This is a genomic window from Mesorhizobium norvegicum (assembly GCF_004919685.1).
Taxonomy (GTDB): domain Bacteria; phylum Pseudomonadota; class Alphaproteobacteria; order Rhizobiales; family Rhizobiaceae; genus Mesorhizobium; species Mesorhizobium norvegicum.
Genome location: NZ_SMYZ01000105.1, coordinates 1 through 26,626 on the forward strand (window position 1 = coordinate 1; position 26,626 = coordinate 26,626).

Annotated in this window: 31 protein-coding genes and 1 tRNA gene; 25 read left to right on the forward strand and 7 right to left on the reverse strand. The window is 64.7% G+C overall.

Annotated elements, in window-relative coordinates; genetic code table 11:
- Nucleotides 1-41 precede the first annotated feature (41 nt).
- Genes FCU66_RS35460 through FCU66_RS35480 form a run of 5 tightly spaced genes read left to right on the forward strand, consistent with a single transcriptional unit; the run spans nucleotide 42 to nucleotide 3,067 of the window.
- Nucleotides 42-452 (forward strand): VOC family protein, encoded by a 411-nt coding sequence (locus FCU66_RS35460; protein ID WP_136621803.1) that lies wholly within the window; start codon nucleotides 42-44, stop codon nucleotides 450-452.
- Nucleotides 452-1,114 (forward strand): RdgB/HAM1 family non-canonical purine NTP pyrophosphatase, encoded by a 663-nt coding sequence (rdgB, locus tag FCU66_RS35465; protein WP_136621804.1) that lies wholly within the window; start codon nucleotides 452-454, stop codon nucleotides 1,112-1,114. Before FCU66_RS35460 ends, rdgB begins: the two co-directional genes overlap by 1 nt.
- Entirely contained in the window at nucleotides 1,111-2,274 is a 1,164-nt protein-coding gene (gene hemW, locus FCU66_RS35470; RefSeq protein ID WP_136621805.1) for a radical SAM family heme chaperone HemW, read from the forward strand. The genes rdgB and hemW overlap by 4 nt, the downstream gene beginning before the upstream one ends.
- Nucleotides 2,275-2,277: 3 nt before the next feature.
- Nucleotides 2,278-2,604 (forward strand): low molecular weight protein tyrosine phosphatase family protein, encoded by a 327-nt coding sequence (locus FCU66_RS35475; RefSeq protein WP_136621806.1) that lies wholly within the window; start codon nucleotides 2,278-2,280, stop codon nucleotides 2,602-2,604.
- Between the two features lie 25 nt (nucleotides 2,605-2,629).
- On the forward strand, nucleotides 2,630-3,067 hold the full coding sequence (locus tag FCU66_RS35480; RefSeq protein ID WP_127261201.1) for an EamA family transporter: 438 nt from the start codon (nucleotides 2,630-2,632) through the stop codon (nucleotides 3,065-3,067).
- Nucleotides 3,068-3,140: 73 nt separating this feature from the next.
- Here FCU66_RS35480 and FCU66_RS35485 read toward each other — a convergent pair whose 3' ends face one another.
- On the reverse strand, nucleotides 3,141-3,320 hold the full coding sequence (locus FCU66_RS35485; RefSeq protein WP_136621807.1) for a hypothetical protein: 180 nt from the start codon (nucleotides 3,318-3,320) through the stop codon (nucleotides 3,141-3,143).
- Nucleotides 3,321-3,469: 149 nt separating this feature from the next.
- On the opposite strand from FCU66_RS35485, the gene rsmI reads away from it, so the two are divergent.
- Together rsmI and FCU66_RS35495 are read left to right on the forward strand one after the other, a co-directional pair.
- Nucleotides 3,470-4,381: a 16S rRNA (cytidine(1402)-2'-O)-methyltransferase gene (rsmI, locus tag FCU66_RS35490; protein ID WP_168992153.1), complete on the forward strand. Its 912-nt coding sequence runs from the start codon at nucleotides 3,470-3,472 to the stop codon at nucleotides 4,379-4,381.
- Complete coding sequence (locus tag FCU66_RS35495) at nucleotides 4,374-4,751, forward strand: YraN family protein (RefSeq protein WP_168992154.1); 378 nt, start codon at nucleotides 4,374-4,376, stop codon at nucleotides 4,749-4,751. The genes rsmI and FCU66_RS35495 overlap by 8 nt, the downstream gene beginning before the upstream one ends.
- 175 nt (nucleotides 4,752-4,926) lie before the next feature.
- Here FCU66_RS35495 and FCU66_RS35500 read toward each other — a convergent pair whose 3' ends face one another.
- On the reverse strand, nucleotides 4,927-5,733 hold the full coding sequence (locus FCU66_RS35500) for an undecaprenyl-diphosphate phosphatase (protein WP_136621810.1): 807 nt from the start codon (nucleotides 5,731-5,733) through the stop codon (nucleotides 4,927-4,929).
- A 160-nt stretch (nucleotides 5,734-5,893) separates the two neighbouring features.
- On the opposite strand from FCU66_RS35500, the gene FCU66_RS35505 reads away from it, so the two are divergent.
- The 12 genes from FCU66_RS35505 to FCU66_RS35565 all read left to right on the forward strand — a co-directional run bounded on the left by FCU66_RS35505 (nucleotide 5,894) and on the right by FCU66_RS35565 (nucleotide 17,780).
- Nucleotides 5,894-6,586, forward strand: a complete 693-nt coding sequence (locus tag FCU66_RS35505) for a glutathione S-transferase family protein (RefSeq protein WP_111545347.1) — start codon at nucleotides 5,894-5,896, stop codon at nucleotides 6,584-6,586.
- Nucleotides 6,567-7,721: a tRNA epoxyqueuosine(34) reductase QueG gene (gene queG, locus FCU66_RS35510; protein WP_136621811.1), complete on the forward strand. Its 1,155-nt coding sequence runs from the start codon at nucleotides 6,567-6,569 to the stop codon at nucleotides 7,719-7,721. Before FCU66_RS35505 ends, queG begins: the two co-directional genes overlap by 20 nt.
- Complete coding sequence (locus tag FCU66_RS35515; protein ID WP_136621812.1) at nucleotides 7,718-8,638, forward strand: SDR family oxidoreductase; 921 nt, start codon at nucleotides 7,718-7,720, stop codon at nucleotides 8,636-8,638. Before queG ends, FCU66_RS35515 begins: the two co-directional genes overlap by 4 nt.
- Nucleotides 8,639-8,820: 182 nt before the next feature.
- Nucleotides 8,821-9,909, forward strand: coding sequence for a penicillin-insensitive murein endopeptidase (gene mepA, locus FCU66_RS35520; protein ID WP_136621813.1), 1,089 nt, complete (start codon nucleotides 8,821-8,823; stop codon nucleotides 9,907-9,909).
- A gap of 355 nt (nucleotides 9,910-10,264) precedes the next feature.
- Entirely contained in the window at nucleotides 10,265-11,305 is a 1,041-nt protein-coding gene (locus FCU66_RS35530; RefSeq protein ID WP_136621623.1) for a glucokinase, read from the forward strand.
- Between the two features lie 78 nt (nucleotides 11,306-11,383).
- On the forward strand, nucleotides 11,384-13,243 hold the full coding sequence (locus FCU66_RS35535; RefSeq protein ID WP_136621624.1) for an ABC transporter ATP-binding protein: 1,860 nt from the start codon (nucleotides 11,384-11,386) through the stop codon (nucleotides 13,241-13,243).
- Entirely contained in the window at nucleotides 13,240-14,082 is an 843-nt protein-coding gene (gene dapB / locus FCU66_RS35540) for a 4-hydroxy-tetrahydrodipicolinate reductase (protein ID WP_136621625.1), read from the forward strand. The genes FCU66_RS35535 and dapB overlap by 4 nt, the downstream gene beginning before the upstream one ends.
- Nucleotides 14,083-14,113: 31 nt before the next feature.
- Nucleotides 14,114-14,734 carry a 2,3-bisphosphoglycerate-dependent phosphoglycerate mutase gene (locus FCU66_RS35545; protein WP_136621626.1) on the forward strand — a complete coding sequence of 207 codons (621 nt, stop codon included), beginning with the start codon at nucleotides 14,114-14,116 and terminating at the stop codon, nucleotides 14,732-14,734.
- 85 nt (nucleotides 14,735-14,819) lie between these two features.
- Nucleotides 14,820-14,904, forward strand: a tRNA-Leu gene (locus tag FCU66_RS35550).
- 149 nt (nucleotides 14,905-15,053) lie between these two features.
- Nucleotides 15,054-16,739, forward strand: a complete 1,686-nt coding sequence (locus tag FCU66_RS35555; protein WP_136621627.1) for an FAD-dependent oxidoreductase — start codon at nucleotides 15,054-15,056, stop codon at nucleotides 16,737-16,739.
- Complete coding sequence (locus FCU66_RS35560) at nucleotides 16,729-17,037, forward strand: UBP-type zinc finger domain-containing protein (protein WP_168992141.1); 309 nt, start codon at nucleotides 16,729-16,731, stop codon at nucleotides 17,035-17,037. The genes FCU66_RS35555 and FCU66_RS35560 overlap by 11 nt, the downstream gene beginning before the upstream one ends.
- A gap of 200 nt (nucleotides 17,038-17,237) precedes the next feature.
- Nucleotides 17,238-17,780 carry a cytochrome b gene (locus FCU66_RS35565; protein WP_136621629.1) on the forward strand — a complete coding sequence of 181 codons (543 nt, stop codon included), beginning with the start codon at nucleotides 17,238-17,240 and terminating at the stop codon, nucleotides 17,778-17,780.
- Between the two features lie 101 nt (nucleotides 17,781-17,881).
- Here the strand turns inward: FCU66_RS35565 and FCU66_RS41455 are convergent, their stop codons facing one another.
- Both FCU66_RS41455 and FCU66_RS35570 read right to left on the reverse strand, forming a co-directional pair.
- Nucleotides 17,882-18,055 (reverse strand): hypothetical protein, encoded by a 174-nt coding sequence (locus FCU66_RS41455; RefSeq protein WP_168992142.1) that lies wholly within the window; start codon nucleotides 18,053-18,055, stop codon nucleotides 17,882-17,884.
- 181 nt (nucleotides 18,056-18,236) lie between these two features.
- Nucleotides 18,237-18,719, reverse strand: a complete 483-nt coding sequence (locus FCU66_RS35570) for a DUF2127 domain-containing protein (protein ID WP_136621630.1) — start codon at nucleotides 18,717-18,719, stop codon at nucleotides 18,237-18,239.
- A 38-nt stretch (nucleotides 18,720-18,757) separates the two neighbouring features.
- Here FCU66_RS35570 and FCU66_RS35575 point away from each other — a divergent pair, with 38 nt between their 5' ends.
- Nucleotides 18,758-19,300: a phosphatase PAP2 family protein gene (locus tag FCU66_RS35575; RefSeq protein WP_136621631.1), complete on the forward strand. Its 543-nt coding sequence runs from the start codon at nucleotides 18,758-18,760 to the stop codon at nucleotides 19,298-19,300.
- A gap of 68 nt (nucleotides 19,301-19,368) precedes the next feature.
- Here FCU66_RS35575 and FCU66_RS35580 read toward each other — a convergent pair whose 3' ends face one another.
- The 3 genes from FCU66_RS35580 to FCU66_RS35590 all read right to left on the reverse strand — a co-directional run bounded on the left by FCU66_RS35580 (nucleotide 19,369) and on the right by FCU66_RS35590 (nucleotide 22,117).
- Nucleotides 19,369-19,749 (reverse strand): YkvA family protein, encoded by a 381-nt coding sequence (locus FCU66_RS35580; protein WP_136621632.1) that lies wholly within the window; start codon nucleotides 19,747-19,749, stop codon nucleotides 19,369-19,371.
- A gap of 76 nt (nucleotides 19,750-19,825) precedes the next feature.
- Nucleotides 19,826-20,005 carry a hypothetical protein gene (locus FCU66_RS35585; RefSeq protein WP_164548818.1) on the reverse strand — a complete coding sequence of 60 codons (180 nt, stop codon included), beginning with the start codon at nucleotides 20,003-20,005 and terminating at the stop codon, nucleotides 19,826-19,828.
- Nucleotides 20,006-20,122: 117 nt separating this feature from the next.
- A complete protein-coding gene (locus FCU66_RS35590) occupies nucleotides 20,123-22,117 on the reverse strand; it encodes a BTAD domain-containing putative transcriptional regulator (protein WP_136625482.1) in 1,995 nt (664 codons plus the stop codon).
- Nucleotides 22,118-22,371: 254 nt separating this feature from the next.
- Between FCU66_RS35590 and cysK the strand changes: the two genes are divergently transcribed.
- The 5 genes from cysK (at nucleotide 22,372) to FCU66_RS35615 (ending at nucleotide 26,600) form a co-directional block, all read left to right on the forward strand.
- Nucleotides 22,372-23,460, forward strand: coding sequence for a cysteine synthase A (gene cysK, locus FCU66_RS35595; protein ID WP_136622392.1), 1,089 nt, complete (start codon nucleotides 22,372-22,374; stop codon nucleotides 23,458-23,460).
- Nucleotides 23,461-23,473: 13 nt separating this feature from the next.
- Nucleotides 23,474-24,961, forward strand: coding sequence for a pyridoxal phosphate-dependent decarboxylase family protein (locus FCU66_RS35600; protein ID WP_136622393.1), 1,488 nt, complete (start codon nucleotides 23,474-23,476; stop codon nucleotides 24,959-24,961).
- Between the two features lie 48 nt (nucleotides 24,962-25,009).
- A complete protein-coding gene (locus FCU66_RS35605; RefSeq protein ID WP_136622394.1) occupies nucleotides 25,010-25,366 on the forward strand; it encodes a hypothetical protein in 357 nt (118 codons plus the stop codon).
- Between the two features lie 124 nt (nucleotides 25,367-25,490).
- Nucleotides 25,491-25,862, forward strand: coding sequence for a hypothetical protein (locus FCU66_RS35610; RefSeq protein WP_136622395.1), 372 nt, complete (start codon nucleotides 25,491-25,493; stop codon nucleotides 25,860-25,862).
- A gap of 111 nt (nucleotides 25,863-25,973) precedes the next feature.
- On the forward strand, nucleotides 25,974-26,600 hold the full coding sequence (locus FCU66_RS35615; RefSeq protein ID WP_136622396.1) for a CDGSH iron-sulfur domain-containing protein: 627 nt from the start codon (nucleotides 25,974-25,976) through the stop codon (nucleotides 26,598-26,600).
- Nucleotides 26,601-26,626: the final 26 nt, after the last annotated feature.

Sequence of the window (26,626 nt, forward strand, 5' to 3'; positions counted from 1 at the left end):
CTTGCGGGGGAGATGGCCGGTAGGCCAGAGGGGGGTGCCTCGTGATTCCCTCCGCAATTCTCGAATCAGCTCTCTACGTCACCGACCTCGCTTCCGCCGAAAGCTTCTACACCGACATCCTCGGCCTAAACCTCCTCGGCAAGGTCGACGGCCGCCACCTGTTCTTCCGCTGCGGACCGGGCGTGCTGCTCATCTTCAACGCCGAGGCAACCAAAATCCCGCCGGCGCCCGACGCCCGGCTGCCGGTGCCGCCGCACGGCGCGGTCGGCCAGGGCCATCTCTGCTTTGCGGCGACTGCCGATGAAATCCTGCGCTGGAAAGCGCATCTCGAAGCGAAGAAGATCGCCATTGAAAGCGAATTCGAGTGGCCGCAGGGCGGCCGTTCGATCTATATACGCGACCCCTCGGGCAATTCGATCGAATTCGCCGAGCCACGGATCTGGGGCCTTTGATGCATTCGCCAACTGTTCATTCGCTTGATGGCAAGAAGATCGTCGTCGCCAGCCATAATGCCGGCAAGCTGCGCGAATTCGCGGATTTGATGGGGCCGTTTGGCTTCGAGGCGAAATCGGCCAAGGAGTATGGCCTGCCGGAGCCGGATGAGACCGGCACCACCTTTGAGGAGAACGCCTACATCAAGGCGCTCGCCGCCGCCCAGGCGACCGGCCTGCCGGCGCTGTCGGACGATTCCGGCCTGTGCGTCGACGCGCTTGACGGCGCGCCGGGCGTCTACACCGCCAACTGGGCCGAAACCCCCGACGGATCGCGCGATTTCGGCATGGCCATGCAGCGCACCGAAGTGGCGTTGCAGGAAGTCGGCGCCGCCTTGCCACAACAGCGCAAGGGACGCTTTGTCGCCGTCATCTGCCTGGCGTTTCCTGACGGCGAAGCCGAATATTATCGCGGCGAGGCCGAAGGCACGCTGGTCTGGCCGCCGCGCGGCGAGCTCGGCTTCGGCTACGATCCGGTGTTTTTGCCTGATGGCTTCGAAAAAACCTTCGGCGAGATGAGCGCTGAGGAAAAGCACGGCTGGAAGCCCGGTCAGCCGACAGCGCTGTCGCACCGCGCCCGTGCCTTCCAGAAATTCGCCAAAGCGAGATTGGGCTCGGCATGAGCATGCTTCTCGACCGGACGCCCGGCTTCGGCGTCTATGTCCATTGGCCGTTCTGCGCGGCCAAATGCCCCTATTGCGACTTCAACAGCCATGTCCGCCACCAGCCGGTCGACCAGGATCGTTTCGCCAGTGCCTTCGAGGCCGAGCTGGCGACGATGCGCGAGCGCACCGGCCCACGCGACGTGACCAGCATTTTTCTCGGCGGCGGAACCCCCTCGCTGATGAAGCCGGAAACGGTGGCCAGGGTTCTGGACGCCGTGGCGAAGAACTGGACCGCTCCTGACGGCATCGAGGTGACGCTGGAGGCCAATCCGTCCTCGGTCGAGGCCGAACGCTTTCGCGGCTACCGGGCGGCCGGCGTCAATCGCGTGTCGCTCGGCGTGCAGGCGCTGAACGACAAGGATCTGCGCTTCCTCGGCCGCCTGCACAATGTCGACGAAGCCCTGCATGCCATCGGGCTCGCCCGGGAAATATTCCCAAGGCTGTCCTTCGATCTCATCTATGCGCGTCCCGGCCAGACACCGGAGGCTTGGGCATCGGAACTCGAACAGGCGATCGGCCATGCCGCTGACCATCTGTCGCTCTACCAGCTGACCATCGAGGAAGGCACGCCCTTCCACGCTTTGCATGCGGCGAAGAAATTCATCATCCCCGACAATGACCATGCCGCCGACCTTTATGCGCTGACGCAGGAGATCACATCGGGGCATGGCCTGCCGGCTTACGAGATTTCCAATCACGCCAGGCCGGGCGCCGAAAGCCGGCACAATCTGACCTACTGGCGCTATGGCGAGTATGTCGGCGTCGGCCCCGGCGCGCATGGCCGCTTCGTCGAGAACGGCCGCCGCACGGTGACGATCGCCGAGCGGATGCCGGAAACCTGGGCCAACCTGGTCGAGGCCAAAGGCCATGGCGTCACCGGCGGCGAGATACTGACGCGCTCGGAAGAGGCCGACGAATTCCTGCTGATGGGCCTGCGGCTGGCCGAAGGCATCGACCTCTCCCGCTACGAGGCGTTCTCCGGACGCGGCCTGTCGAGCGCGCGGCTGTCGATGCTGCAGGGCGAGGGTCTGGTGGCGCCGATCGGCAATACCCGGCTGCGCGCCACGCCGGCCGGCATGATCGTGCTCGACGCCGTGGTCGCGGACCTGGCGCGCTAACCCTTGAAGAACGTCCTCTTCGTCTGCAGCCAGAACCGCTTGCGCAGTCCGACCGCCGAGCAGGTGTTTTCCAAGCGCAGGGATATCGAGGTCGCGTCGGCGGGAACCAACCATGACGCCGATACGCCGCTGACGCATGAATTGGTGGCTTGGGCCGACATCATCTTCGTCATGGAAAAGGCGCACCGCACCAACAAGCTGCAGAAGAAATTCAAGACGAGCCTGAAGAAGGCCCGTGTGATCTGCCTCGATATACCTGATAACTATGAATTCATGGATCTGGAGCTGATTGGCCTTCTGAAGGCGCGCGTTTCACGGTATCTCAGTTGAGACGCCATCCGCGAAGGCCACCGGCATGAACCTGACCGTATCCTCCTGGCAATTCTGGGCACTGCTGTCGGCGGCATTCGCTGCGCTGACAGCGATTTTCGCCAAGGTCGGCATCGAGAACATCAATTCCGATTTCGCCACCTTCATCCGCACGGTCATCATCCTGATCGTGCTGGGCGCCATCCTGCTGGCCAGCGGCCAGTTCCAGTCACCGGCTACGATCTCGGGAAAGACTTGGGCTTTCCTCGGCCTGTCCGGGCTGGCCACCGGCGCCTCATGGCTCTGCTACTTTCGCGCCCTGAAGATCGGCAATGCGGCGCAGGTCGCGCCGATCGACAAGCTAAGCGTCGTGCTTGTGGCGGTGTTTGGCGCGGCCTTTCTCGGCGAGCGACTCACCGGAGCGAACTGGCTTGGCGTCGCCCTTATCGCGGCGGGCGCGGTGCTGGTCGCCTATCGCGGGTAGCGGCACGCTGTTGCGGGCGCTTTTTGTTTCAAGACGGGTGATGAAGATATCGAAGCGATTGGGCATCGTCCGGTCAGTGCTCCGTCGTGCTATCGGGTTTGTTGTCGGAAAGCCTGACGTTCGTAGGCAAGGCGGCCCGCTTGGTCAGGCTGGCGTCGGTCTTGGCAGGCAGGCGCTTGTCCCTGCGTACGGCAACGCGGTTGCGGTCGGCATAATAGGGCTCGAAAGCGTCCTGTATCTTCAGGCTGTCCATCCTGTCCTCCTCGGGAATCAGGGGGCTAATCTGCCAATACCGGTTTCGTTCCCCACTGTGGCAAAGGAATGGCGAGTTCCTTACATCGGCGACAGCTTTTGCAAGCCCGCGCCAGCCGTGCCAAACAGGTCTGAATGGAGAAGGCATCAGTGACAGGCGAGACGGGCAAGCGCAGCTATGTGGTCGGCCAGACCGAGATCGCGGCCCGGCCGCTCGAGCCGGCGCTCTATCTGGTGGCGACGCCGATCGGCAATCTCGCCGACATCACGCTGCGCGCGCTGGAGACGCTGGCCGCCGCAGACATCGTCGCTTGCGAGGACACGCGGGTGTCGCGCGTGCTGCTCGACCGCTACGGCATTCGCCGCCGCACCACGGCCTATCACGAGCACAATGCCGGCGAGGCCGGGCCGAAGCTGATCGCGGCGCTCCAGGCCGGACAGAGCGTGGCGCTGATCTCCGATGCCGGCACGCCGCTGGTCTCCGATCCCGGCTACCGGCTGGTCGGCGAGGCGCTCGACCATGGCCTTCGCGTCGTGCCGATCCCTGGTCCGTCGGCGCCGCTCGCGGCGTTGACCGCATCCGGCCTGCCGTCGGATGCCTTCATGTTCGCCGGATTCTTGCCCGTGAAGACTGGGCAGCGGCTGACGCGGCTCGAAGCGCTGAAAGCCGTGCCGGCGACATTGATCTTCTTCGAATCACCGCGCCGGCTGGCCGACTCGCTTGTCGCCATGGTCGAAGCGCTCGGCGGCGAGCGCAAGGCGGCGATCGGCAGGGAATTGACCAAGACCTTCGAGGAGATGCGCACCGGTACGCTGCGGGTGCTCGCCGACCACTATGCGGCGGCCGATACGCCGAAGGGCGAGATCGTCGTTTGCGTCGGCCCGGCTGAAGCGAAAGCCGATGAACCTGAAGACATCGACCGCCTGCTTTTGTCGCTTGCCGCCGAAATGCCGGCTTCCAAGGCGGCGGCGGAAGCCGCGAAGATGACCGGTGGCCAGAAACAGGCGCTCTATCGGCGGCTGCTCGAGCTCAAGGATGCTTCCGGAGAGGGTGGTGGCTGAGCGCCCGATTGCCAGCCGCCAGAAGGCCTATCGGCGTGGTCATCGCGGCGAATGGCTGGCGGCGGCAGCACTGATGCTGAAGGGCTACCGGATTCTGGCGCGCCGCCATCGCACGCGCTTCGGCGAGATCGACCTGATCGCGCGGCGCGGCGACCTGGTGCTGTTCGTCGAGGTCAAGGCGCGCCGCACGCTGATGGAAGCCATGCAGGCGATCGGCCACGAATCGGAACGCCGCATCGAAGCGGCGGCCGACATCTGGCTGTCGCGCCAGTCGGATTACGGCAAACTGTCGATGCGCTTCGACATGGTCGCGGTGCTGCCCTGGCGCTGGCCGGTGCATGTCGAGAACGCGTTTTATGGAAGGAGTTAGAGGGAGTTACTGACGGACGTTGCTCGCCCTTCGCTGGCTCCCTGCCCTTCGGGCGTTCAGTCCCTTCAAAACGTCCACCGGACCTTTTGATCCGCCCGAAGGCGGACCGGACCTTCACCGTTCGTCGTTCGGAAAGCCAAGCAATTGGCTTTCCGTCCGCTACGCGGAACACTCCTCACCCCCAAATCATCAGCGCCGCCAACCCGACAACACCGACCACCAGTCGCCACCAGCCGAACAGCGAGTAGCCGTTGCGCGAGACGTAATCGAGCAGGTAGCGGACGACGACGAGCGCCGTGACGAAGGCGGCGACGAAGCCGACGGCGATGATCGGCAGGTCGGCGGTGCTCAGCACGTTGCGGTTTTTGAACAGGTCGAAGGCGAAGGCACCGACCATGGTCGGGATCGCAAGGAAGAAAGAAAATTCCGCCGCTGCCCGCTTGTCGACGCCCAAAAGCAGCGCGCCGACGATCGTCGACCCCGAGCGCGATGTGCCGGGGATCAGCGACAGGCACTGGAAAAGCCCGATCTGCAGGTAAAGCCGGGTCGGGAACCGCTCGACATCGCGGTAGACCGGCTTCAGGTTCATGCGGTCCACCGCCAGCAGCACGACGCCGCCGATGATCAGCATGATGCAGATCAGCCTTGGCGATTCGAACAGCACCGTCTTGATGAAATCATGCGCCAGCGCGCCGATGATCGCCGCCGGCAGGAAAGCGATGAGGATGCCGATGACGAAATGCCGCGTCAGCCGGTCATGCGGCAGGTCGAGCAGCATTTGCCACAACCGGCGGAAATAGACGCTGAGGATCGCCAGGATGGCGCCGAGCTGGATCAGGATCTCGAAGGCCTTGCCGGTCGAATGGAAGCCGAGGAAATGGCCGGCAAGCAGGATATGGCCGGTCGACGACACCGGGATGAACTCGGTCAGCCCCTCCAGCAGGCCGAGCAGCAGGGCTTCGACGATGGTCTGGCTTTCCATGGCTACCTCGGCATTGGCGTGACGGCTGACAGAACGGCTTGCTTGTCATGGCGTGCAAGTCCCCCTATAGGTCGCAACACCCTGACGGCCCGCTAACCGGGCGGCCAAGACTTACCGGTGCGCCCTGCGATTCGCCAGTGCGCTTTATCATCGCGGAACCATGCTGACGCTTTTCCACCATCCCATGTTCGCCACCTGTCGCTTCGTCCGCCTCGCTTTCGGCGAGTATGGCGAGGAGCTGGCCCTGATCGAGGAAAAGCCGTGGACCCGACGCAAGGAGTTCCTGGCCCTGAACCCGGCCGGTACGTTGCCGATCCTGCTGGCCGAAGGCGACGTGCCGATCGTCGGCGCAACCGTCATCGCCGAATATCTCGATGAAACGCGCGGTGTTCTGAAGCGCGACAAGCGGCTGTTCGCCGAGGACCCGATGCAGCGCGCTGAAATCCGCCGGCTGATCGACTGGTATCTCAACAAGGCCGAAAGCGAAGTCACCCGCCATTTGGTGCGCGAGCGCGTGCTGAAGCCGGTGATGCCGGAAACGGCCGGCGGCGGCTCGCCCGATTCAGGTGCGATCCGTGCGGCGCGCGCCAACATCCGCCAGCACATGAAATACACCAACTGGCTGGCCGGCACCCGCCATTGGCTGGCCGGCTCGAGGGTCACCTATGCCGATCTGGCGGCCGCGGCGACGCTGTCGGTGCTCGATTATCTCGGCGAGATCGACTGGCGCGAACACGCCGCGGCGCGCGAATGGTACACGCGGGTCAAGTCGCGGCCCTCCTTCCGGCCGCTCCTGACCGACCGGGTGCGCGGCCTGTCGCCGGTGTCGCATTATGCGGACCTCGACTTCTGACCCGGCAAAACTGCGCGCGCTGATCGACGCGGAGGCGCGCCGCGCCGGCTTCGATGCCGTCGCCGTCACCACCCCCGATGCGATCCCGTTGGCGCCTGCCCGCCTGGCCGAATTCGTTGCCGACGGCTTTCACGGCTCGATGGACTGGATCGCCGAGACGCTTCAACGCCGTGCCGCACCGACGGCACTGTGGCCACAGGTGCGCTCGATCATCGTGCTGGCGATGAACTATGGCCCCGACCATGATCCGCGCGGCGTGCTGGCCAAGCGCGACCGCGGCGCCATCTCGGTCTATGCGCAAAACCGCGACTATCACGAGGTGATGAAGGGCCGGCTGAAGGAAATCGCCGGCAAGCTCGTCGCGCGCGCCGGCGGCGACGTGAAGGTGTTCGTCGATACCGCGCCTGTTATGGAAAAGCCGCTGGCCGAGGCCGCCGGGCTTGGCTGGCAAGGCAAGCACACCAATCTGGTCAGCCGCGAGCACGGCTCCTGGCTGTTCCTCGGCACCATCTTCACCACAGCCGAGCTTGCGGCCGACCGCGCCGAGATCGACCATTGCGGCTCTTGCCGCGCCTGCCTCGACGCCTGCCCGACCGATGCCTTCCCGGCGCCCTACCGGCTCGATGCGCGGCGCTGCATCTCCTATCTCACCATCGAGAACAAAGGCCCGATTCCGCATGAATTCCGCGAGGCGATCGGCAACCGCATCTATGGCTGCGATGACTGCCTCGCGGCCTGTCCGTGGAACAAATTCGCCAGGGCGGCTTCGGAGGCAAAGCTTGCCGCGCGCGATGAATTGCGCGAGCCGCCGCTCGGCGAGCTGCTGGGTCTCGACGACTCGGCCTTCCGCGCCTTCTTCTCCGGGTCGCCGGTAAAACGCATCGGCCGCGATCGTTTTGTCCGCAACGTGCTGATCGCCGCCGGCAATTCCGGCGAAGCCTCGCTGTCTGGCCCGGTGCGTGCGCTGCTCGGCGACGCGTCGCCGCTGGTGCGGGGCGCGGCAATATGGGCGCTGGCGCGGCTGGTGCCGGATGCCGAATACTTGCAACGGGCAGCTGTCGGCCTGAAAACCGAGAGTGACGAAGCCGTGCGCGACGAATGGCGTCTGGCGCGGCCAACCAAGGCGCATGCATGAGCGAAAAACAGGTCTTCATCTTCGGTGCCGGCTATTCCGGCAAGGCTTTTGCCCGAGCCGGCAAGGCCTTTGCCCGCGCCGGCAAGGGTGCCGCGACGATCTTCGGCACGACGCGCTCCGTGGAGAAATTCGAGGCGCTGCGCCAGGCCGGCATCGCGCCGCTGCTGTTCGACGGCGCGCTGACCGAGGAAATCGGCGATGCGCTGAAAAAGACGACGCATCTGCTGATCTCGGTTGCCCCGGAAGAGGCCGGCGATCCCGTTTTGAATGCCGCGCGAGAGACAATCGCTCAAATGCCGGCGCTGGAATGGATCGGCTATCTCTCCACGGTCGGGGTTTACGGCAATTATGACGGCGCATGGGTCGATGAAACGGCGCAATGCCGTCCGGTGTCGAAGCGCTCGGTGATGCGGGTCGCTGCCGAACAGGACTGGTTGCAATTGGGCACGAACATCGGCCGGCCGGTGGCGATCCTGCGCCTGTCCGGCATTTACGGGCCGGGCCGCAACGCCCTGGTCAATCTGGAAAACGGCAGCGCAAGGCGGCTGGTCAAGCCGGATCAGGTGTTCAACCGCATCCATTGCGACGACATTGCCGGTGCGCTTTGGCAGCTGATCGAGGGCAATACAGGCGGCATCTTCAACGTCACCGACGACCTGCCGGCGCCGCCGCAGGATGTCGTCGCCTATGCCGCCTCCCTGATGGGCGTCGAACCGCCGCCCGAAATTCCCTTCGACGCCGCCCAACTTTCGCCCATGGCGCGGTCCTTCTATGGCGAGAACAAGCGTGTCGCCAATGCGGCGATCAAGGCGGCGGGCTATCGCTTTCGCTTTCCGGACTACCGCGCCGCCTTCGATCATATGTGGGCAAGCGGCGACTGGCGCGACGGCGAGGCGCGCAGCCCGATGAAGCGCTAAAGCAATTCCAGGAAAAGTGTGACACGGTTTTCCCGGGAAAAGCGCATAGCGCTTTCCCTTGGGAATTGCGCCAAAACAAAGAGATAGAGCGGTTCACCGCTTCGGTGAACCGCTCTATCGATCGAAGCGTCGTGCGTTGCGTGCTATGATTCGGCCTTGGATTGCGGTGGGGATCCGGTTTCATGAAGACAGCGATGCTGCCATTTCTCGGCAAAACGCCCCTGCTGGCCGCTGCGCTCGGTCTGCTTGCCCTGGCAGGGCTCGCCACGCAGCCGGCGAGCGCCGAAGAACGGGCAAAAGACCTGTTCGGCGCCAAGAAGCTGCCGGCGGCGACCGCTGCGCAATCCATAGGGTTCTATTCCAAGGGCTGTTTTGCCGGCGGCGTCGCCATTCCCATGGATGGTCCGACCTGGGAGGTGATGCGGCCGTCGCGCAACCGCCGCTGGGGCCATCCGGCGATGATCGCGGTGATCGAGCAATTGTCGCGCGATGCCGCGGCCGATGGTTGGCCCGGCTTGCTGATCGGCGACATTTCGCAGCCGCGCGGCGGCCCGATGATGACTGGGCATGCCTCGCACCAGATCGGGCTCGACGCCGACATCTGGCTGACGCCGATGCCCAGCCGCCCGCTGTCGACGGCGCAACGCGAAAGCATGAGCGCCACCTTGATGGTCGACGAGAAGACCCATCTGGTGAGGGACGCGCTGTGGACGCAGGCGCATACGCGGCTTCTGAAGCGGGCGGCGAGCTACAGCCAAGTCGAGCGCATCCTGGTCAATCCGGGCATCAAGAAAAAGCTCTGCGACACCGTCAAGGGCGACCGCAGCTGGCTACGCAAGGTCAGGCCGTTCTGGGGCCACGACTATCATTTCCACATGCGCATCGGCTGTCAGCCGGGTTCGCCCAATTGCAAGGCGCAGGAAGCGACGCCGGACGATGATGGCTGCGGCAAGCCGCTGGCCTGGTGGTTTACGCAGGAGCCGTGGCGGCCCAACAAGAACCCGGATGCGCCCAAGGCGCGCGATCTGATGACGATGGCGAACCTGCCCAGCGAATGCCGCGCCGTGCTCGACGCGCCGGGGCCGGCCTCCGCCGAGGCTGCGACCTACCATGGCGGCGGCGTGCCGGTTGCGGTGGCAGCGCCCGAACCCGAAGCGCCGTCGCTGCCCGCCACCGCGGCCGCGGCCGGATTGCCAAGCGCGGTGAACGCGTTCACCGCGACCCCCGAGATCGGCGTCCCGCTGCCGCGGCCACGGCCGCCGGGAAACTGACCGCCAGGGGCGCCCGAGCTTTCAACTTGCGCTGGAGACAAATTAATCGCCGAAACCGGCGCCGCCCCTCATCGCCCTGCCGGGCACTTCTCCCCGTATTGTGACGGGGAGAAGGAGCTGGCCGCAGCCTCGGCGCCCTTCTTGCGAGGTTGGAGATTGGCGAAACCGTCGATGAGAGCGCTCCTCTCCCCGTCACTATACGGGGAGAGGATGCCGGCAGGCAGGTGAGGGGCAGCGCGAACGCTGGACGGGCAAGCCCTGGAACTGATGCCGAAGCGGCTTTCCCTTTGCAAGGTCATGCGCTAGTCAACGACGAGGCGGTGAGAGGCTGCCAAGAACGGGACGGACAAAGAGTATGGCAGGCGACGACGATACTTTGTTGCGGTTTCCGATCCTGATCGGCGACATCGGCGGCACCAATGCGCGCTTTTCGATCGTGCTCGACACCAATTCCGAGGCCGGCGAGCCGACCATCGTCCAGACCGCCAACTACAACACCATCGACGAGGCGATCCAGGCGGCCGTGCTCGACCGCTCGTCGGTGCGTCCCAATTCGGCGGTGCTGGCGGTGGCCGGCCCGGTCGACGGCGACGAGATCGAGCTCACCAACTGTCCGTGGATCGTCAAGCCGAGAAAAATGTTCGCCAACCTTGGCTTGAGCGACATCGTGGTGCTCAATGATTTCGAGGCGCAGGCGCTGGCCGTCGTCGCGCTCGGCGAAGAGCACATGGAAAAGATCGGCGGCGGCACGCCGGAGCCCAATGCCGGGCGCGTCGTGCTGGGCCCCGGAACCGGGCTCGGCGTCGCCGGGCTGGTCTATGCGCTTCGCCACTGGATACCGGTGCCGGGCGAGGGCGGCCATATGGACATCGGCCCGCGCACACCGCGCGATTTCGAGGTTTTCCCGCATATTGAGAAGCTCGAAGGCCGCATTTCGGGCGAGCAGATCTTGTGCGGACGCGGTCTGGTCAATGTCTACCGGGCCGTAGCCAAGGCAGACGGCAAGCCGTCGCCCTTCACCACGCCGGCGGAAGTCACTGCCGCCGCGCTGGCGAAAACCGATCCGGTTGCGCAAGAAGCACTGGAGACCTTCGTCACCTGCCTCGGGCGCACCGCCGGCGATCTTGCCCTGGTGTTCATGAGCCGTGGCGGCGTGTTCCTCACCGGCGGCATCGCGCAAAAGATCGTGCCGGCGCTGAAAGCCGGCAATTTCCGCGCCGCCTTCGAGGACAAGGCACCGCACAGCGCGCTGATGCGCACCATGCCGGTCTATGTCATCACCCACCCGCTGGCCGCCCTTCTCGGCCTTGCCGCCTATGCCCGCAACCCCACGCTGTTCGGCGTCCAGACGGAGGGGCGGCGGTGGCGCGACGAAGTTAGTCACCCCAAGGCATAGGCAAGCCGGCTGCTTGGCGTTAAGAGGGGTGCCGAATTGCCCGGCCGCGGGAAGCGGAAACCTACGAAGCGCTCCGATTTGACATTTCAGCCCCCCAACCAGTCGAAACCCCGTGCGGGCGAGATCGTGGCGGTCATCCGCCGCATCCTCCAGGAAAACGGCCGCGACTATCGGGGCGCGTATATTTTCACGATCCTCTGCCTGCTGACCGTGTCGGCAACGACGGCGCTTGCCGCCTGGATCATGAGTCCGGTCGTCAACCAGATCTTCTATGAACGGCGCGGCGACCTGATCCCATGGATCTGCGCCGCACTGCTTGGCGCTTTTATCTTGCGCGGCCTTGCCGGCTACGGCCAGGCGGTGACGATGGCCAGGATCGGCAACAATCTGGTGGCGCGCTACCAGCAGCGCATCTTCAACCATCTGATGAAGCTCGGCGTCAGCTTCTTCAACGACACAAGGTCCGGGCGGCTGGCCGCGCAGGTCAACGAGAACGTCAACGGCATTCGCGACCTGTTGTCGATGACGGTGACCTCGACCGCGCGCGACGCCGTCTCACTGGTCGGCCTGGTCGGCGTCATGATCTACCAGGATCCGATCCTTTCGTTGAGCTCGCTGCTGATCGGACCGCCGCTGATCTGGACCGTCACCTATCTGATGCGTCGGGTGCGGCGCATCACGCGCGAATCGGTGCAGATCAACTCGCGGCTGATCGGCGCCATGCAGGAGGCCACGCAAGGCATAGCCATCGTCAAGGCCTTCACCATGGAGGACGAGCTGTCGCGCCGCATCAGCAAGCTCGCCGAGGATGCGGAACAGCGGTCGAACAAGATCGCCCGCGTCTCCGAGCGGCTGACGCCGGTTTCCGAACTGCTGGCCGGCATCGCTTTCGCCAGCGTCATCGCCTATTCCGGCTACCGGGCCACCGTTCTCGGCCAGCCGCCGGGCGCGGTGTTTTCCTTCATCACGGCGCTGACGCTCGCCTATGATCCGGCCCGCCGGCTGGCGCGCATGCAGGTCGGCATGGAACGCGCGCTGGTCAATGCGCGCATGATCTACGAGCTTCTCGACATCGAGCCGCAGCAGAGTGATGCGCAGGGCGCCGCCGAGGCGAAATTCACCTCCGGCGAAGTGCGCTTCAACAACGTCTCCTTCCGCTATGTCGAGGAGGCGCCGGTGCTGCAGGATCTGAGCTTCGTCGCCGCCGCCGGCAAGGTGACGGCAATCGTCGGCGCTTCGGGCGCCGGCAAGACGACGCTGGTGGCGCTGCTGCAGCGCTTCTACGACGTCGAGGCGGGCACGATCGAGATCGACGGCCAGGACATTTCCAAGGTCACCAAACAATCGCTGCGCGGCTCCATCGCCTATGTCTCGCAGCAGCCCTATCTGTTCGAAGGCACCATCCGAGACAACATCCGTTACGGCCGGCTGAGCGCCACGGACGCCGAGATCGAGCAGGCCGCAAGGCAGGCCGCGGCCGACGATTTCATCCGCCAGCAGCCGCAGGGCTATGACACGCCGGTCGGCGAGAACGGCGTGACGCTGTCGGGCGGCCAGCGCCAGCGCGTATCGATTGCGCGGGCCATCGTGCGCCAGGCGCCGATCCTGTTGCTCGACGAAGCAACATCGGCGCTCGACAACGAGGCCGAGGCGCGCGTCCAGCAGGCGCTGACCCAGGTCATGGAAGGGCGCACCACCATCGTCATCGCGCACCGGCTGTCGACGGTGGTCAATGCCGATCATATCATCGTCATGGAACAGGGCCGGCTGGTCGAGGAAGGCACGCACGCCTCGCTGATGGCCGATCCGCACAGCGTCTATGCCAGGTTCCACCGCATCCAGGGCGTCAAGGGCCTAGGGCTTGTCGACGACAGCGCGCCGATCCAGATTTCGGCTCCGATCCTTGAGACGCAGAATATCGCCGGGAGCACGAGATGAGCGAGACATCAGCAACCGACAGACCGGCAAGTGATATGGGCCTGGTGGTGGTGGGCGCCGCCGGCCGCATGGGCCAGACGCTGATCCGCGCCATCCACACCATCCCCGGCGCGCGGGTCATCGGCGCGGTCGAGCGGGCGGGTTCGCCCTATCTGGGCAAGGACGCAGGCGAACTCGCCGGCGTCGGCCGCATCGATGTGGCGATCGGTGACGATCCGCTGCCGGTCTTCGCCAGGGCTGACGGCGTGCTCGATTTCACCACCCCGGCCTCATCAGTCGAATTCGCCGGCTACGCGGCGCAGGCGCGCATCGTCCACGTCATCGGCACGACCGGCTGCTCGGCCGAAGACAATGCAAAAATCGCGGCGGCGGCGCGCCACGCGACGATCGTCAAGTCGGGCAATATGAGCCTCGGCGTCAATCTTCTGGCAGTGCTGGTCGAACAGGCGGCGCGCGCGCTCGACGCCGACGATTTCGACATCGAGATCCTCGAAATGCACCACAAGCACAAGGTCGACGCGCCGTCGGGCACCGCGCTTCTGCTCGGCGAGGCCGCCGCCGCCGGGCGCGGCATCGCGCTGGCCGGCAATGATGTGCGGGTCCGCGACGGCCACACCGGCGTGCGCAAGACGGGCTCGATCGGCTTTGCCACGCTGCGCGGCGGCTCGGTGGTCGGCGATCACAGCGTGCTGCTGGCCGGCACCGGCGAGCGCATTACGCTGTCGCACCACGCCGAGGACCGCGCCATCTTCGCCCGCGGCGCCGTCAAGGCCGCCTTGTGGGCGCGCGGCAAGAAGCCAGGACTGTATTCGATGCGGGACGTGCTCGGCCTCAGCTGAGGCGGACCATCCACACTTTGTAGGAGCAAACATGTCGAGAACCCTCGTGCTCGTGCGCCACGGCCAGAGCGAATGGAATTTGAAGAACCTGTTCACCGGCTGGCGCGACGTCGACCTGACCGAGCAGGGCCACGCCGAGGCCAAGGCCGCCGGCCAGAAACTCAAGGCACGCGGGCTGAAATTCGACATCGCCTTCACCTCGGCGCTGATCCGGGCGCAAAAGACCTGCCAGCACATCCTCGACGCTGTCGGCCAGAGTGATCTGAAGACCATCCGCGATCAGGCGCTGAACGAGCGCGACTATGGCGACCTCTCCGGCCTCAACAAGGACGATGCCCGCAAGAAATGGGGCGAGGAGCAGGTGCATGTCTGGCGCCGCTCCTACGACGTGCCGCCGCCCGCCGGCGAAAGCCTGAAGGACACCGGCGCCCGCGTCTGGCCCTACTACCTGCACGATCTGCAGCCGCATGTGCTGCGTGGCGGCACCGTGCTGGTCGCAGCCCACGGTAACTCGCTGCGCGCGCTGATCATGGCGCTGGACGGCAAGTCGGGCGAAGAAATCGTCAAGCTCGAACTCGGCACCGGCGTGCCCGTCATCTACACGCTCAACGCCGATTCGACCGTGGCTTCCAAGGAAGTGCTGGAGGGCTGACGGTCCTTGAGCCGGCAAGCGGCAAACGGCTTTGAAAAAAGCGCGTTGACACACATCGCTTGCCCGCTTACATGAGCCCGCACCAGCCCAGATGGCGGAATTGGTAGACGCGCACGGTTCAGGTCCGTGTTCCGCAAGGAGTGGAGGTTCGAGTCCTCTTCTGGGCACCAAATTCCCGTTTCGAACCATTCGACGGTTCAGAAACTTAGAGAAAAAGCCCGGTTCGTCCGGGCTTTTTCTTTGCCGCCAACCTCCCCTTCCGGCCAGGCGCCGAACAAACCACTTCAAACTCTGCGGTCGCTTCGCTACGCTCAAAGCCATGGCTCAACCCACCAACCCGATCTTCGGCGCCCGTCGCGATCAGGCGTTCCCGACGCTGGCACAAGTCGACATCGATCGCATGCGCCGGTTCGGCGAGGCCAGCGCCTATGCGGCCGGCGAGAACATCGTCACGGCAGGCGATGTGGCGCCCGGTCTGATCGTCGTGCTGTCGGGCAGAGTGGACATCACCCAGGACGGCGGGCTCGGCCGACGCGAGACGATCGTCACGCATGGTCCGGGCAGTTTTGTCGGCGAGCTGGCGCAGCTTTCGGCCCGTCCCTCGCTGGTCAATGCGCAGGCCGCCGAGCCGGTCGAGGCGTTCGTCATCGCCTCGCAGCGACTGCGCGACCTGATGGTGCAGGAGGCCAATCTCGGCGAGCGCATCATGCGGGCGCTGATCCTGCGCCGTGTCGGGCTGCTGGAAAGCGCCACCAGCGGACCGATCATCGTCGGACCTGTTGGCAATGCCGACGTGTTGCGGCTGCAGGGTTTTCTGGCCCGCAGCGGCCAGCCGCACCGCGTGCTTGATTCCGATGGCGATCCTTGCGCCAAAACCCTGGTCGAGCGCTTCGAGGTCGACCCTCACCATCTGCCGATCGTGCTCTGTCCGAACGGCAGGCTGCTGCTCAATCCCGGCGAGAAGGACCTCGCCCGCTGCATCGGCCTGCTGCGGCCGATCGATGCCGAAAAACTATACGATGTCGCCATTGTCGGCGCCGGACCGGCGGGGCTGGCGGCCGCGGTCTATGCGGCGTCCGAAGGGCTGTCGACCATCGTGCTCGATTGCCGTGCCTTCGGCGGACAGGCCGGCGCCTCCTCGCGCATCGAGAACTATCTCGGTTTCCCCACCGGCATTTCGGGCATGGCGCTGATGGCGCGCGCCTACAACCAGGCGCAGAAATTCGGCGTCGAAATGGTCATCCCGGACGAGGCGAAGCTTTTGAGTACCGCGACCGACGGCGCCCGTTACAGGCTCGACGTCGGCGACGGCGAGACGGTGCGCACGCGCAGCGTGGTGATCGCCAGCGGCGCGCGCTACCGCCGTCTCAATATTGCCAATCTGGCGCAGTTCGAGGGAACGTCCGTGCACTATTGGGCGTCGCCCATCGAAGGCCGGCTTTGCGCGGGCCAGGAGGTGGCGCTGGTCGGCGCCGGCAATTCGGCCGGGCAGGCGGCCGTCTATCTGGCCAGCCATGCGCGCAAAGTGGCGCTGCTGGCGCGCGGCGGCAGCCTTGACGCCAGCATGTCGCGCTATCTGGTCGAGCGCATCAGGGCGCAGCCGAACATCGAGGTGCTGACCGGGACCGAAATCGTGGCTCTGGAAGGCGACGAGGGCAATCTTGGCACGGTGCGCTGGCGCAACCGCGCCAGCGGCGCGCAAACGACGCGCCAGATCCGCCATCTCTTCCTGTTTATCGGCGCCGACCCGAACACCGACTGGCTGGCGAACTGCGATGTGGCGCTGGACGCCAAGGGTTTCGTCCGCACAGGATCGGACCTGGGATCGACGCAGATGGAGACGAGCCGCAGCGGTGTGTTCGCCATTGGCGACGTCCGCTCCGGCTCGGTCAAACGCGTCGCGGCGGCCGTCGGCGAAGGCGCCCAGGTGGTCGCGGCCTTGCATGCATATCTCGCGCGCGGCAACGCCGACGCATCTCAAACGGCAGGAGACCATGATGGATGAATGCAGACATACGCGCGACATCAGGAAGGTGACGCCGAGCGCGCTCGGCTGCGAGGAATGCCTGAAGGGCGGCTCGGAATGGGTGCATCTGCGGCTGTGCCGCACCTGCGGCCATGTCGGCTGCTGCGACGACTCGCCCAACCGCCACGCCACCAAGCATTTTCACGCCACCAAGCATCCGATCATCGAGGGCTACGATCCGCCGGAAGGCTGGGCATGGTGCTATGTCGACGAGGTGTTTATCGACCTCGGCGACGACGTGACCCCGCAGAACGGCCCGATCCCGCGCTTTTATTGAGGTGCGCCCGAGAGACCCGAAAAAAAGCCCGGTTCGCCCGGGCTTTTCTTTGTCTAAGCATAATCGCCGCTCGATGCCCGGCTGTCAGCGAACTGACAGTTTACCCGTTCCAGTGTCTGCCAGCTCACGATCACCGGAGCCCGACAAAGCTTTGACATGATCGCGGCTAGTTTAGAAACATTCAAAACTGGAAGGCTCGCATGCACCCCACCTATACAAGCGCGCAAAAGGCCATTCACTGGGCGGTGTTTCTGCTGGTCGTCGGCCTTTATGGCTTGACCTATGTGGAGGAGCTTTTTCCGCGCGGCGATCCCGGCCGCGCGCTCGTCTGGTGGTTTCATATTTCGTTCGGGCTGCTGCTGTTTGCGCTGGTAGTCATCCGCGTCGGCCTGCGCCTGACACTGGGAACGCCAGGGCTGCCGACGGAAATGTCGGAGCTTGAACGATGGGCGGCAAAGATCGCGCATCTGCTGCTTTATGCGCTGCTCGCGACCATTCCGGTTCTCGGCATCCTGCTGACCTGGTACAGGGGCGACGCCTTGAGCTTCTTCGGCCTCTTCACCATCCCGGCTCCGGTTTCGCCCGACCGCGACACGGCCCGGTTCATCAGGGAACTGCACAGCCTCTGCGCCAATTCGATCCTCATCCTCGCCGCAGTGCACGCGGCCGCGGCGCTGTGGCACCACTTCATCCGCAAGGACGACGTGCTCAAGCGAATGCTGCCGGAAAGCACGGGCTCTTAGAGCAAGCCCGGGAAAGTGTGAAACGGTTTTCCAGGGAAAAGCGCATAGCGCTTTCCCTTGGGAATTGCGCGAGGAGAGAGATAGGCCAGGCGCTTCGTCGATCAGTCTCGCCGTGCTGGCGCCGGGGCGGGCTCAGGGTTGTCCACGCTGTTCTCGTTGATCTGGAAGGCCTTTCCTTCGACCTTCTTTTTCTTCAGATCGTCGCCGGTCTGTTGCGGCGGCGGGCGCTTCGGGTTTTGCTTGGTGTTCTTGTTCACGTCGAGGGCTCCGGTCATCGTGTCCTCCAGTTGATTTCCTGGAACACAATGTCCGACGGTGCGTGGGGTTCCGGCAAAACAAGGCACTCCCTGCGACTAGGCGTTTGCAGCCCGGCCGCTGTGCCGTCTATCGAGGGTTTCCGTCGGGCCATTTTGTGCCGGCGTGCAGGGAACAGGGACGAGGCCGTCAGTTCGACTGTCATGCCGGCTTGTGCTGTCGCACGATCTTCCACTCATGCCAGATCAACACCATGACGAGCGCATCGAAGACGGTCAGGACGAGCAGGCCAAACGAATGGGTGTATGAGTAGCGGTAGACTTGATAGACCATGAACAAGCCCAATGCCGAGAACGATGCCGGGTACGACCAGAGCTTGCCTCTCAAAAGCCCGACAACCAGGGCCAGCTTTATGAGGCCGTGGCTGAGCAGGTAGAAGGCGTAGAAATCCTTGCTGGCGATCGAAAAATGGCTTGCCATCTGCGACAGATGGCCAGCTATGAAATCGTTCGGATCTTCGATCAATTCCTCTGCGGTGAGGGCATTGACCCAGGAGGCAATGGCATCGGTGGTGACGACATAGAGCAGGATCCCGCCGATGCATTCGATCAGGGCATGCGCGCCCTTGAGCCAGACGCTGACTTCAAAAATCTGATGGATGCGGTGTTCATCGACGGGCTTCAAAAATCCACCTCACGATCAACTACGGAAACCGACGCCAAATGGATGTAGCGCTAACACACTGGATAAACGCCGCGGCCGGTATCAGCCCTTTTCTTGATAATGCAATGGTCGGCATCTCACAAATCGGCGTTCCCCTCATGGTGCTGGCCGTGGTCCTGCAATGGTGGGCGAAGGTTGACCGCTACCATGTTCGTCACGCGGCCGTGTCGGCCGGTCTGGCGTTCTTGCTCGGTCTGGCGATCAACCAGTTCATTCTTCTGTTCGTGCATCGGATGCGGCCCTACGATGCCGGCGTGACGCATCTGTTGATCGCGCCCAGCGCCGACTGGTCATTCCCGTCCGATCACGCGACAGCCGCCATTGCGATTGTTGCGGCCTTTGCGATGCAAGGTCTCCCGCGCCGGACGATTGCGCTTTTTATCATGGCATTCCTGATCTGCTGGTCGAGAATCTACATCGGAACGCACTACCTGACCGACGTTGTCGGTGGGGCTGTCACCGGCGTCCTGGGTGCCATCGTGGTGCGACTGGCTTACCGCGAGAACTCCCGGCTGGACAAACTGGTGACCAAAATTCTCTAGCTCGGCGCTGCTCAACGACGCGTTCGGGTATGCAGTCGAGCTGTTTCCACACGGACGCGACTTCAAAGTCAGCCAGCGAAGTATCGATACCCCAGCCATCCCGCCAGCGCGACCGAAGCGACCCAGATACAACAGATGATCACCGCCGCGCTGCGGCTCACGGGCCTGTCAACGGCAAGGGCGGCGGCCTCTCGGTGTTCTGCCATGACCTCAGGCGGTATCATCCTGACCACGGCAAGGATGCCCAAGGGGACCAGGATCGCATCGTCGAGATAGCCAACCACGGGGATGAAATCGGGGATCAGGTCGATTGGGGATAAGGCGTAGCCTGCGACACACAGGGCAAGCGCCTTGGCATACCACGGCGTTCGGGGATCACGCGCGGCGAGGTAGAGCGCATGCACGTCGCGCTTGATCGTTCGTGCCCATTCATTCAGTGCCGTGGCCATTGGCGACCTTAGCGCCAAATGATGGCGCACCGATAGCGCGCGCTAGGAGATGCTCGGCGAGCCCCTCGACATGGGCCTATCGCACGGAGCCCGTGACGGTCGGGTCGATCGTGCTGGGAACGGATTTGCGTTCGTTGCCGGCAAGAGCCGCTATGATCAGCAGGCTGGCAACCACCGGGACAAACAGGATGGCAACGCGGGCTTGCACGTAAAAAATGGCGCGCCATTCATTGCGCTTATCGGGGCTGTTGCTCATCATACTCACTTTGTCAGACCCCCCGGCCGTGACATAGCCGCGAACGGTTAAGCAACCCCTTCCGATAGTGTTAACCGGGCGGAATTGAGGCGAAATTCTCAAGGCAGGTCCCCGGCCTCAGCCCAGCCCGATCCGCCTTGCCCCTTGCCGGAACAGCGCCACGGCATCCGGCTCGAAGCGGAAGGTGCCGATGAAATCGTCGACGCCGTAGTTCGGCAATGTCTTGCGGATGGCGGCGGCAAAGCCGCGTGCCTCGTCGAGCCGTCCCGCCAGCGCCAGGCAGTGTGCCGCGATCGCCAGGATGATGGCGTGCGCGTTGGGCCGCGCCGCCGCCTTCAGCGCCCATTCGGCCGCCTCCTCGAACTGGCCGAGCCGCACATGCGCCATCGCCCGTGCGCCCAGCATGCCGAACAGCAGCGGGTCGAACGGGCTGAGATGACGCGAATGGTCGGAGGAACCGATCGCCGCTTGCGGGTCGCCCGACTGCGAGTGGACGAAGGACAGCGCATAGTGGCCAAGCGCGAAATTGGGGCTGAGATCCACCGCCCGTTCCAGTTCGATCAGCGAGCTGTCCTGCTCGCCGCGCAGCCACAGCGCCCGGCCCATCGCCCAATGCGCTGCCGGATTGTGGTCGTCGACCAGCAGGCTGTGGCCGGCGCTCTCGAAGGCCAGCGCGCTTTCGCGGTCGCGTTCGCCCCAGCGCTGGAAGGCGTTCTGCCAATGGGTGAAGGACAGGCCGGCATAGGCACGGGCAAAGGTCGGATCGAGCTGCAAGGCCTGCGCAAAGAAATGCCGCGCCTGCTCGTTTTCCGCCTGGGTGAAGCGGTACATGTGCCAGAGGCCTCGATGATAGGCCTCCCAGGCGTTGAGCGAGCTGGGCGCCTTCAACATGGCGCGGTTGCGCTCGACCGTTTCGATCTCGGCCGAGATCGACGAGACGATGCTGTTGCCGATATCGTCGAGCACGGCGAAGATGTCGTCGGGCCTGCGCTCGAACGTCTCGGCCCAGACGATCCTGGCGGTGCGCACCTCGATCAGTTCGACGCTGACAATGAGGCGGCCGGGCGGGCTGCGCACGGTGCCGGTGGCGACATAGTCGACATTCAACCGGCGGCCGGCATCCTCGGGCGCGATGTTCTGCTCGGCCAGCGCGAACACCGATCCGCGCGCGATGACGAAGAAATCCCTGAGCTTGGCGAGGCGGGTGATGATGTCGTGGGTGAAACCGTCGGCCAACCCGCCGCGCGTGCCGCCGCTCTCCTCGACAAACGGCATCACCGCCAGCGAAGCGTGGCTGGGCTCGACCGGGCCGGGTGCGGTGGGCGTGGTGGCTACAAGTGGCGATAGTGTGGACAGGCAGGCCGGCTGTGTCCGGAGCGAGGCACCCGACCACTGGTCACGGATCGCCTGCCAGGCCGCGCGAAGCGGTGCGAAATCCAGCTCCTCCGACCGGAACAATCGTTCCGCCGCCGCCAGATGCGCTTCGGCCGCGCCGATCTCGCCGCGTCTGGCCAGACCGGCCAGCAACGCCGCATGCGCACGCCCGTCGAGCGGCGCCAGTTCCACCCATGTGTCGAGATAGGCGATCGCCTCGTCGCCATCCGCCGGCAGACTTTCAACAAGCTGTTCCAGCACGGCGGCGTGGCAAGCGCTGAAGCGGCGGCGCTGTGCGATCAGCCAGCTGTTGAAATGCGGGCTGCGCTCGACCTCCAGCCCGTCGAGGAAATCGCCGGCAAACAGTTTGGCCAGCGCCCGCAAGCGCTCGACATCAAGCGTGCCGATCCCTTGCGCAGCGGCGCGGCTGACCTCCAGCGCATCGACAAGACAATCGCTCAGATCGAGCGCGACCGTGTCGCCTTGTGTGGAGACCCGACCCCGGCCCGGCGCGTCGAGTGCGCCGCGCAGCTTGCTGAGGCACCAGCGCAGCTCGGCCCTTGGATCGTTAGGTACGTCCCACAGCAGCTCGCACAGACGGCTGCGGCCCACGGCACGCGGCGCCAGCGCCAGATAGGCGAACAGAGCGCGCAGCTTGCGTGACGAGGGCAACGCAACTGGCACGTCGTTGCGCGAAATCACCAGTGGTCCGAGCAGGCGCACGGAAAGGACCGGCATGTCGCCGTCAGGCCTCGATCGGGTGGATTCCACGTGCGTTTCCACGCCTGCTCCCACGCTGGCCTGTCGGCCACTCCTGTATCACCAAACACGACACGGCACATCCGGCAGCGAATTTCCGCGCCGGATACCGTCATTACCGCAGTGCGGCATGTCAGTCCTAGCGCGGCAAGGTCACGAAACCTCGCCGCCCAACCCGCCGGTTTGTAACCGGCCCGTGATGGCAAAACACGAAAGCAATCGAGGAGACCAAAATGTTGCATCAGCAGAAAATCAGGACCACGGCCGGACGCGGCCGCCTGTTCGACAGCATTCTCGACACCGTCGGCGACACGCCGGTGATCCGCATCAACAATCTCGGACCGGCCCACGCGACGATCTACGTCAAGGCCGAGTACTTCAACCCCGGCGCCTCGGTGAAGGACCGTCTGGCGCTCAACATCATCGAGGAGGGCGAGCGCAGCGGCGTGCTGAAGCCGGGCCAGACGGTGGTCGAGGCGACCAGCGGCAACACCGGCATCGGGCTTGCCATGGTCTGCGCGCAGAAGGGCTATCCGCTGGTCGTCACCATGGCCGACAGCTTTTCCGTCGAGCGCCGCAAGCTGATGCGCATGCTGGGCGCCAAGGTGGTGCTGACACCGCGCGCCGAAAAGGGTTTCGGCATGTACAAGAAGGCGGTGGAGCTGGCCGAGGCCAATGGCTGGTTCCTCGCCCGGCAGTTCGAGACCGCGGCTAACGCCGCCATCCACGAGGCGACGACGGCGCGCGAGATCGTCAATGATTTCGCCGGCTCGCGGCTCGACTGCTTCGTCACCGGCTATGGCACCGGCGGCACGGTCGTCGGCGTGGCCCGCGTGCTGCGCCGCGAGCGGCCGGAAACCCGCATCGTGCTGTCCGAGCCGGCCAACGCGCAGCTCATCGGCAGCGGCAAGGTGCAGCAGCGCGGTGCCGATGGCGCTCCTGCCGCCAGCCACCCGGCCTTCGAGCCGCACCCGATCCAGGGCTGGACGCCGGATTTCATCCCCAACGTGCTGCAGGAAGCCATCGACACCAGCCTCTATGATGAGGTGATGCCCATTGCCGGGCCCGAAGGCATCAAATGGGCCAGAGCATTGGCGCAGAAAGAAGGCATCTTCACCGGCATCTCCGGCGGCGCCACTTTTGCCGTGGCGCGGCAGGTCGCGGAGAAAGCACCGGCCGGCGCGGTGATCCTGTGCATGCTGCCCGACACCGGCGAGCGCTACATGTCGACGCCGCTGTTCGACGGCATCGAAGCCGAGATGGACGCCGACGAGATCGCCCTGTCGCGCTCGACGCCCGGCTGCCAGTTCCCGGCGGCTTGACGGGAGATCCGCTATGGACGCCGTGCAAGAACCCCTCGGCCTGATGACCGAGGAAACGCTTGATCCCCCCGACTGGGTCGATGTGCAGGCTCTGTCGCACCAGGTTATCGATGATGCCGTCGATTATCTGCGCGATATCAGGGACCGCCCGGTCTGGCGGGAGATGCCGGCCGATGTGAGAGAGGTCTTCGCGGCACCGCTGCCTCGATCGCCTGCGCCGCTTGCCGCTGTCTATGGCGAGGTCTCGCGCACGGTCATGTCCTATCCGATGGGCAACATCCATCCGCGCTTCTGGTCCTGGTATATGGGATCGAGCAACTTCACCGGCGCGCTCGGCGATTTCCTGGCGGCAATCCAGGGCTCCAACCTCGGCGGCGGCAACCACGCCGCCGGGCTGATGGACAGCCAGGTGGTGAACTGGTGCAAGCAGATGCTGGGCTTTCCCGCTTCGGCTGGCGGCACGCTGGTCAGCGGCGGCTCGATGGCCAACATCATCGGGCTGACCGTGGCGCGCAACGTCAAGGCCGGCATCGACGTGCGCGAGCACGGCGTTGCCGCCATCGAGAAACCGCTGCGTTTCTATGGCTCGGACCAGATCCACTCCTGCCACCGCAAGGCGATGGAAGCGCTCGGCCTCGGCAACCGGGCGCTACGCCGCATCCCGACCGATGCCGGGCTGCGCATCGACATCGCTGCCTTGCGGGCGGCGATCGCCGAGGACCGCGCGGCCGGGTTCAAGCCGGCCTGCATCATCGGCACTGCCGGTACGGTCAACACCGGGGCGATCGACGATCTGCAGGCGCTTGCGAAATTGGCGCACGAGGAAGGCCTCTGGTTCCATGTCGACGGCTGTATCGGCGCGCTGGTCGCCATTGCGCCTGAAAATGCCCATCGCGTCGCCGGCATCGAATGGGCCGATTCGGTTGCGCTCGATCCGCACAAATGGCTGCATGCGCCGTTCGAGGTCGGCTGCGCCCTGGTCAGGGATGCCATCGCGCATCGCCGGACCTTCGCGGTGACGCCGGAATTTCTGGAATCGACGCCGCGCGGTCTCGCCTCCGGCGAATGGCTGCACGATTACGGCTTGCAGACGACGCGCGGCTTTCGCGCGCTGAAGGTGTGGATGGCGCTGAAGGAACATGGTGTCGACAAGTTCGGTCGCCTGATCGACCAGAACATCGCACAAGCCTGCTATCTCGCGGGACTGATCGAGGCTGAGACGCAGCTGGAGCTGGCAGCATTGCCGACCATCAACATCGTCTGCTTCCGCTATCAGCCCGGTATGGCAGGCGAGGCGCTGAAGGCGGTCAACACCGAGATCATGCTGCGGCTGCAGGAACAAGGCATTGCCGCGCTGTCGGACACCACGGTGCATGGCGAGCACTGGCTGCGCGTGGCGATCGCCAACCACCGCACAAGGCGCGAGGATCTCGACCTTCTGGTGCGTGAAACGGTGCGGCTGGGACGCGAGATCGCGGCGGAGTCCGCTGCGTCTTCCTAGTCACCGGCAGGCATGCGATTCTGCAGCTCTGATTCGCGAGGTCCGACGGTGACGCTCTTTCGTATGGCAGCACTAGCGGCCTTGCTCTTCACCACCTCGGCGCAGGCTGCCGAGATGGCCTTCTTCATCAAGAACCTGCGCAAGGAAGCGGTCGCGGTCGAGCTGTTCAGCCGCGACCGCGAAACGGTCTGGCCGGGCAACGAAAAGGTGTTCCTGATCGACCCCGGCGCGCAGAAATCCGTGCCGCTCTCCTGCAATCAGGGCGAACACATCTGCTACGGCGCCTGGGTCGATGGCAATGACAGCATCTCCGCCGGCGTTGGGCCGGACAATGACCAGCCTTGCGACAATTGTTGCTTCATCTGCGTGGAACACTCGACCGAGACGATCGATCTGGTGCCGTAGGGCCAAGGCACGCCGATATCCCCAAAATCAGTCCGGGAATTGTTGCAATCATCCCTTTAGCGATTCAATGCAGCATGCGATGGTCGCCCCGCGGCCGGATGGGCCGCCTATTCAGGGGGTTACCATGTTTTACGCCTATGCGCGCCGCACGCTGGTCGCGCTGTCGCTTGCCGCGCTGTTCGCGCCGTCCGCGCACGCCGCCGATATCACCTTCGCCATCAAGAACAGCCACCCCAACGCCATGCGCGTCGAGCTCTACAGCCAGGACCGCGACTATGTCTGGCCGGGCAATGACAAGGACTATTTCCTCGACGATGGCGAGACCAAACAGCTGCCGATCTCGTGCAACGAGGGCGAATCGATCTGCTACGGCGCCTGGGTCGATGGCGACGAGGGCACCTATTGGGGCGTCGGTCCCGGCAACAAGGAAAAATGCGAGGATTGCTGCTATACCTGCAACGGCGGCGAGACCGAGGAGATCGATCTCATCCCCTGACCGGCTTGCCAGCTTGACGGTTTTCCTGCTGGAGCCATAGCTTGTGCGAAATACCCAGAGCGCGCCGCGTCCATTCGGATGCGACCTGCTTCAGGCAAGAGGAGCCCAGCTATGGCCGGCATGGTCGAAAGCGACAAGATCGACGTCGGATTCTCCGGCAGGCGCTGCATCCATTCGCGCAACTGCGTGCTCGGCGATCCGCATGTCTTTGTGCCCAACGCGCCGGGTCAGTGGATCCATCCCGACGCGGCCAGCGTCGAGAAGGTCGTCGCCATCGCCGAAAGCTGCCCCTCGGGCGCCATCACCTACATCAGGAAGGATGGCGGGCCGCAGGAGCAGCCGCCGGTGGTCAACACCATGCGGCTGCGGGAAAACGGCCCGCTGGCCGTGCATGCCGAGATCGTGCTCGACGGCGAAACGTTTTACCGCGCCACGCTGTGCCGTTGCGGCGCCTCGGAAAACAAGCCGTTCTGCGACGGCAGCCACAACAAGTCAGGTTTTGCCGCCACCGGCGAGCCGCCGCTGAAGGACACGCCGGCGCTGGAGGCGAGGAATGGCCCGCTGAAAGTGACGCCGACCACCAACGGCCCGCTCAAGCTCGAAGGCAATGTCGAGATCGTCACCGGCACCGGCCACACGATCGACCGCACGCAACGCACCTTCCTCTGCCGCTGCGGCCAGTCGGCCAACAAGCCGTTTTGCGATGGGACGCATAAGAAGGTTGGGTTTGTCGGGTAGGCGAGTAGCCGATCTCCCCCCTCGTG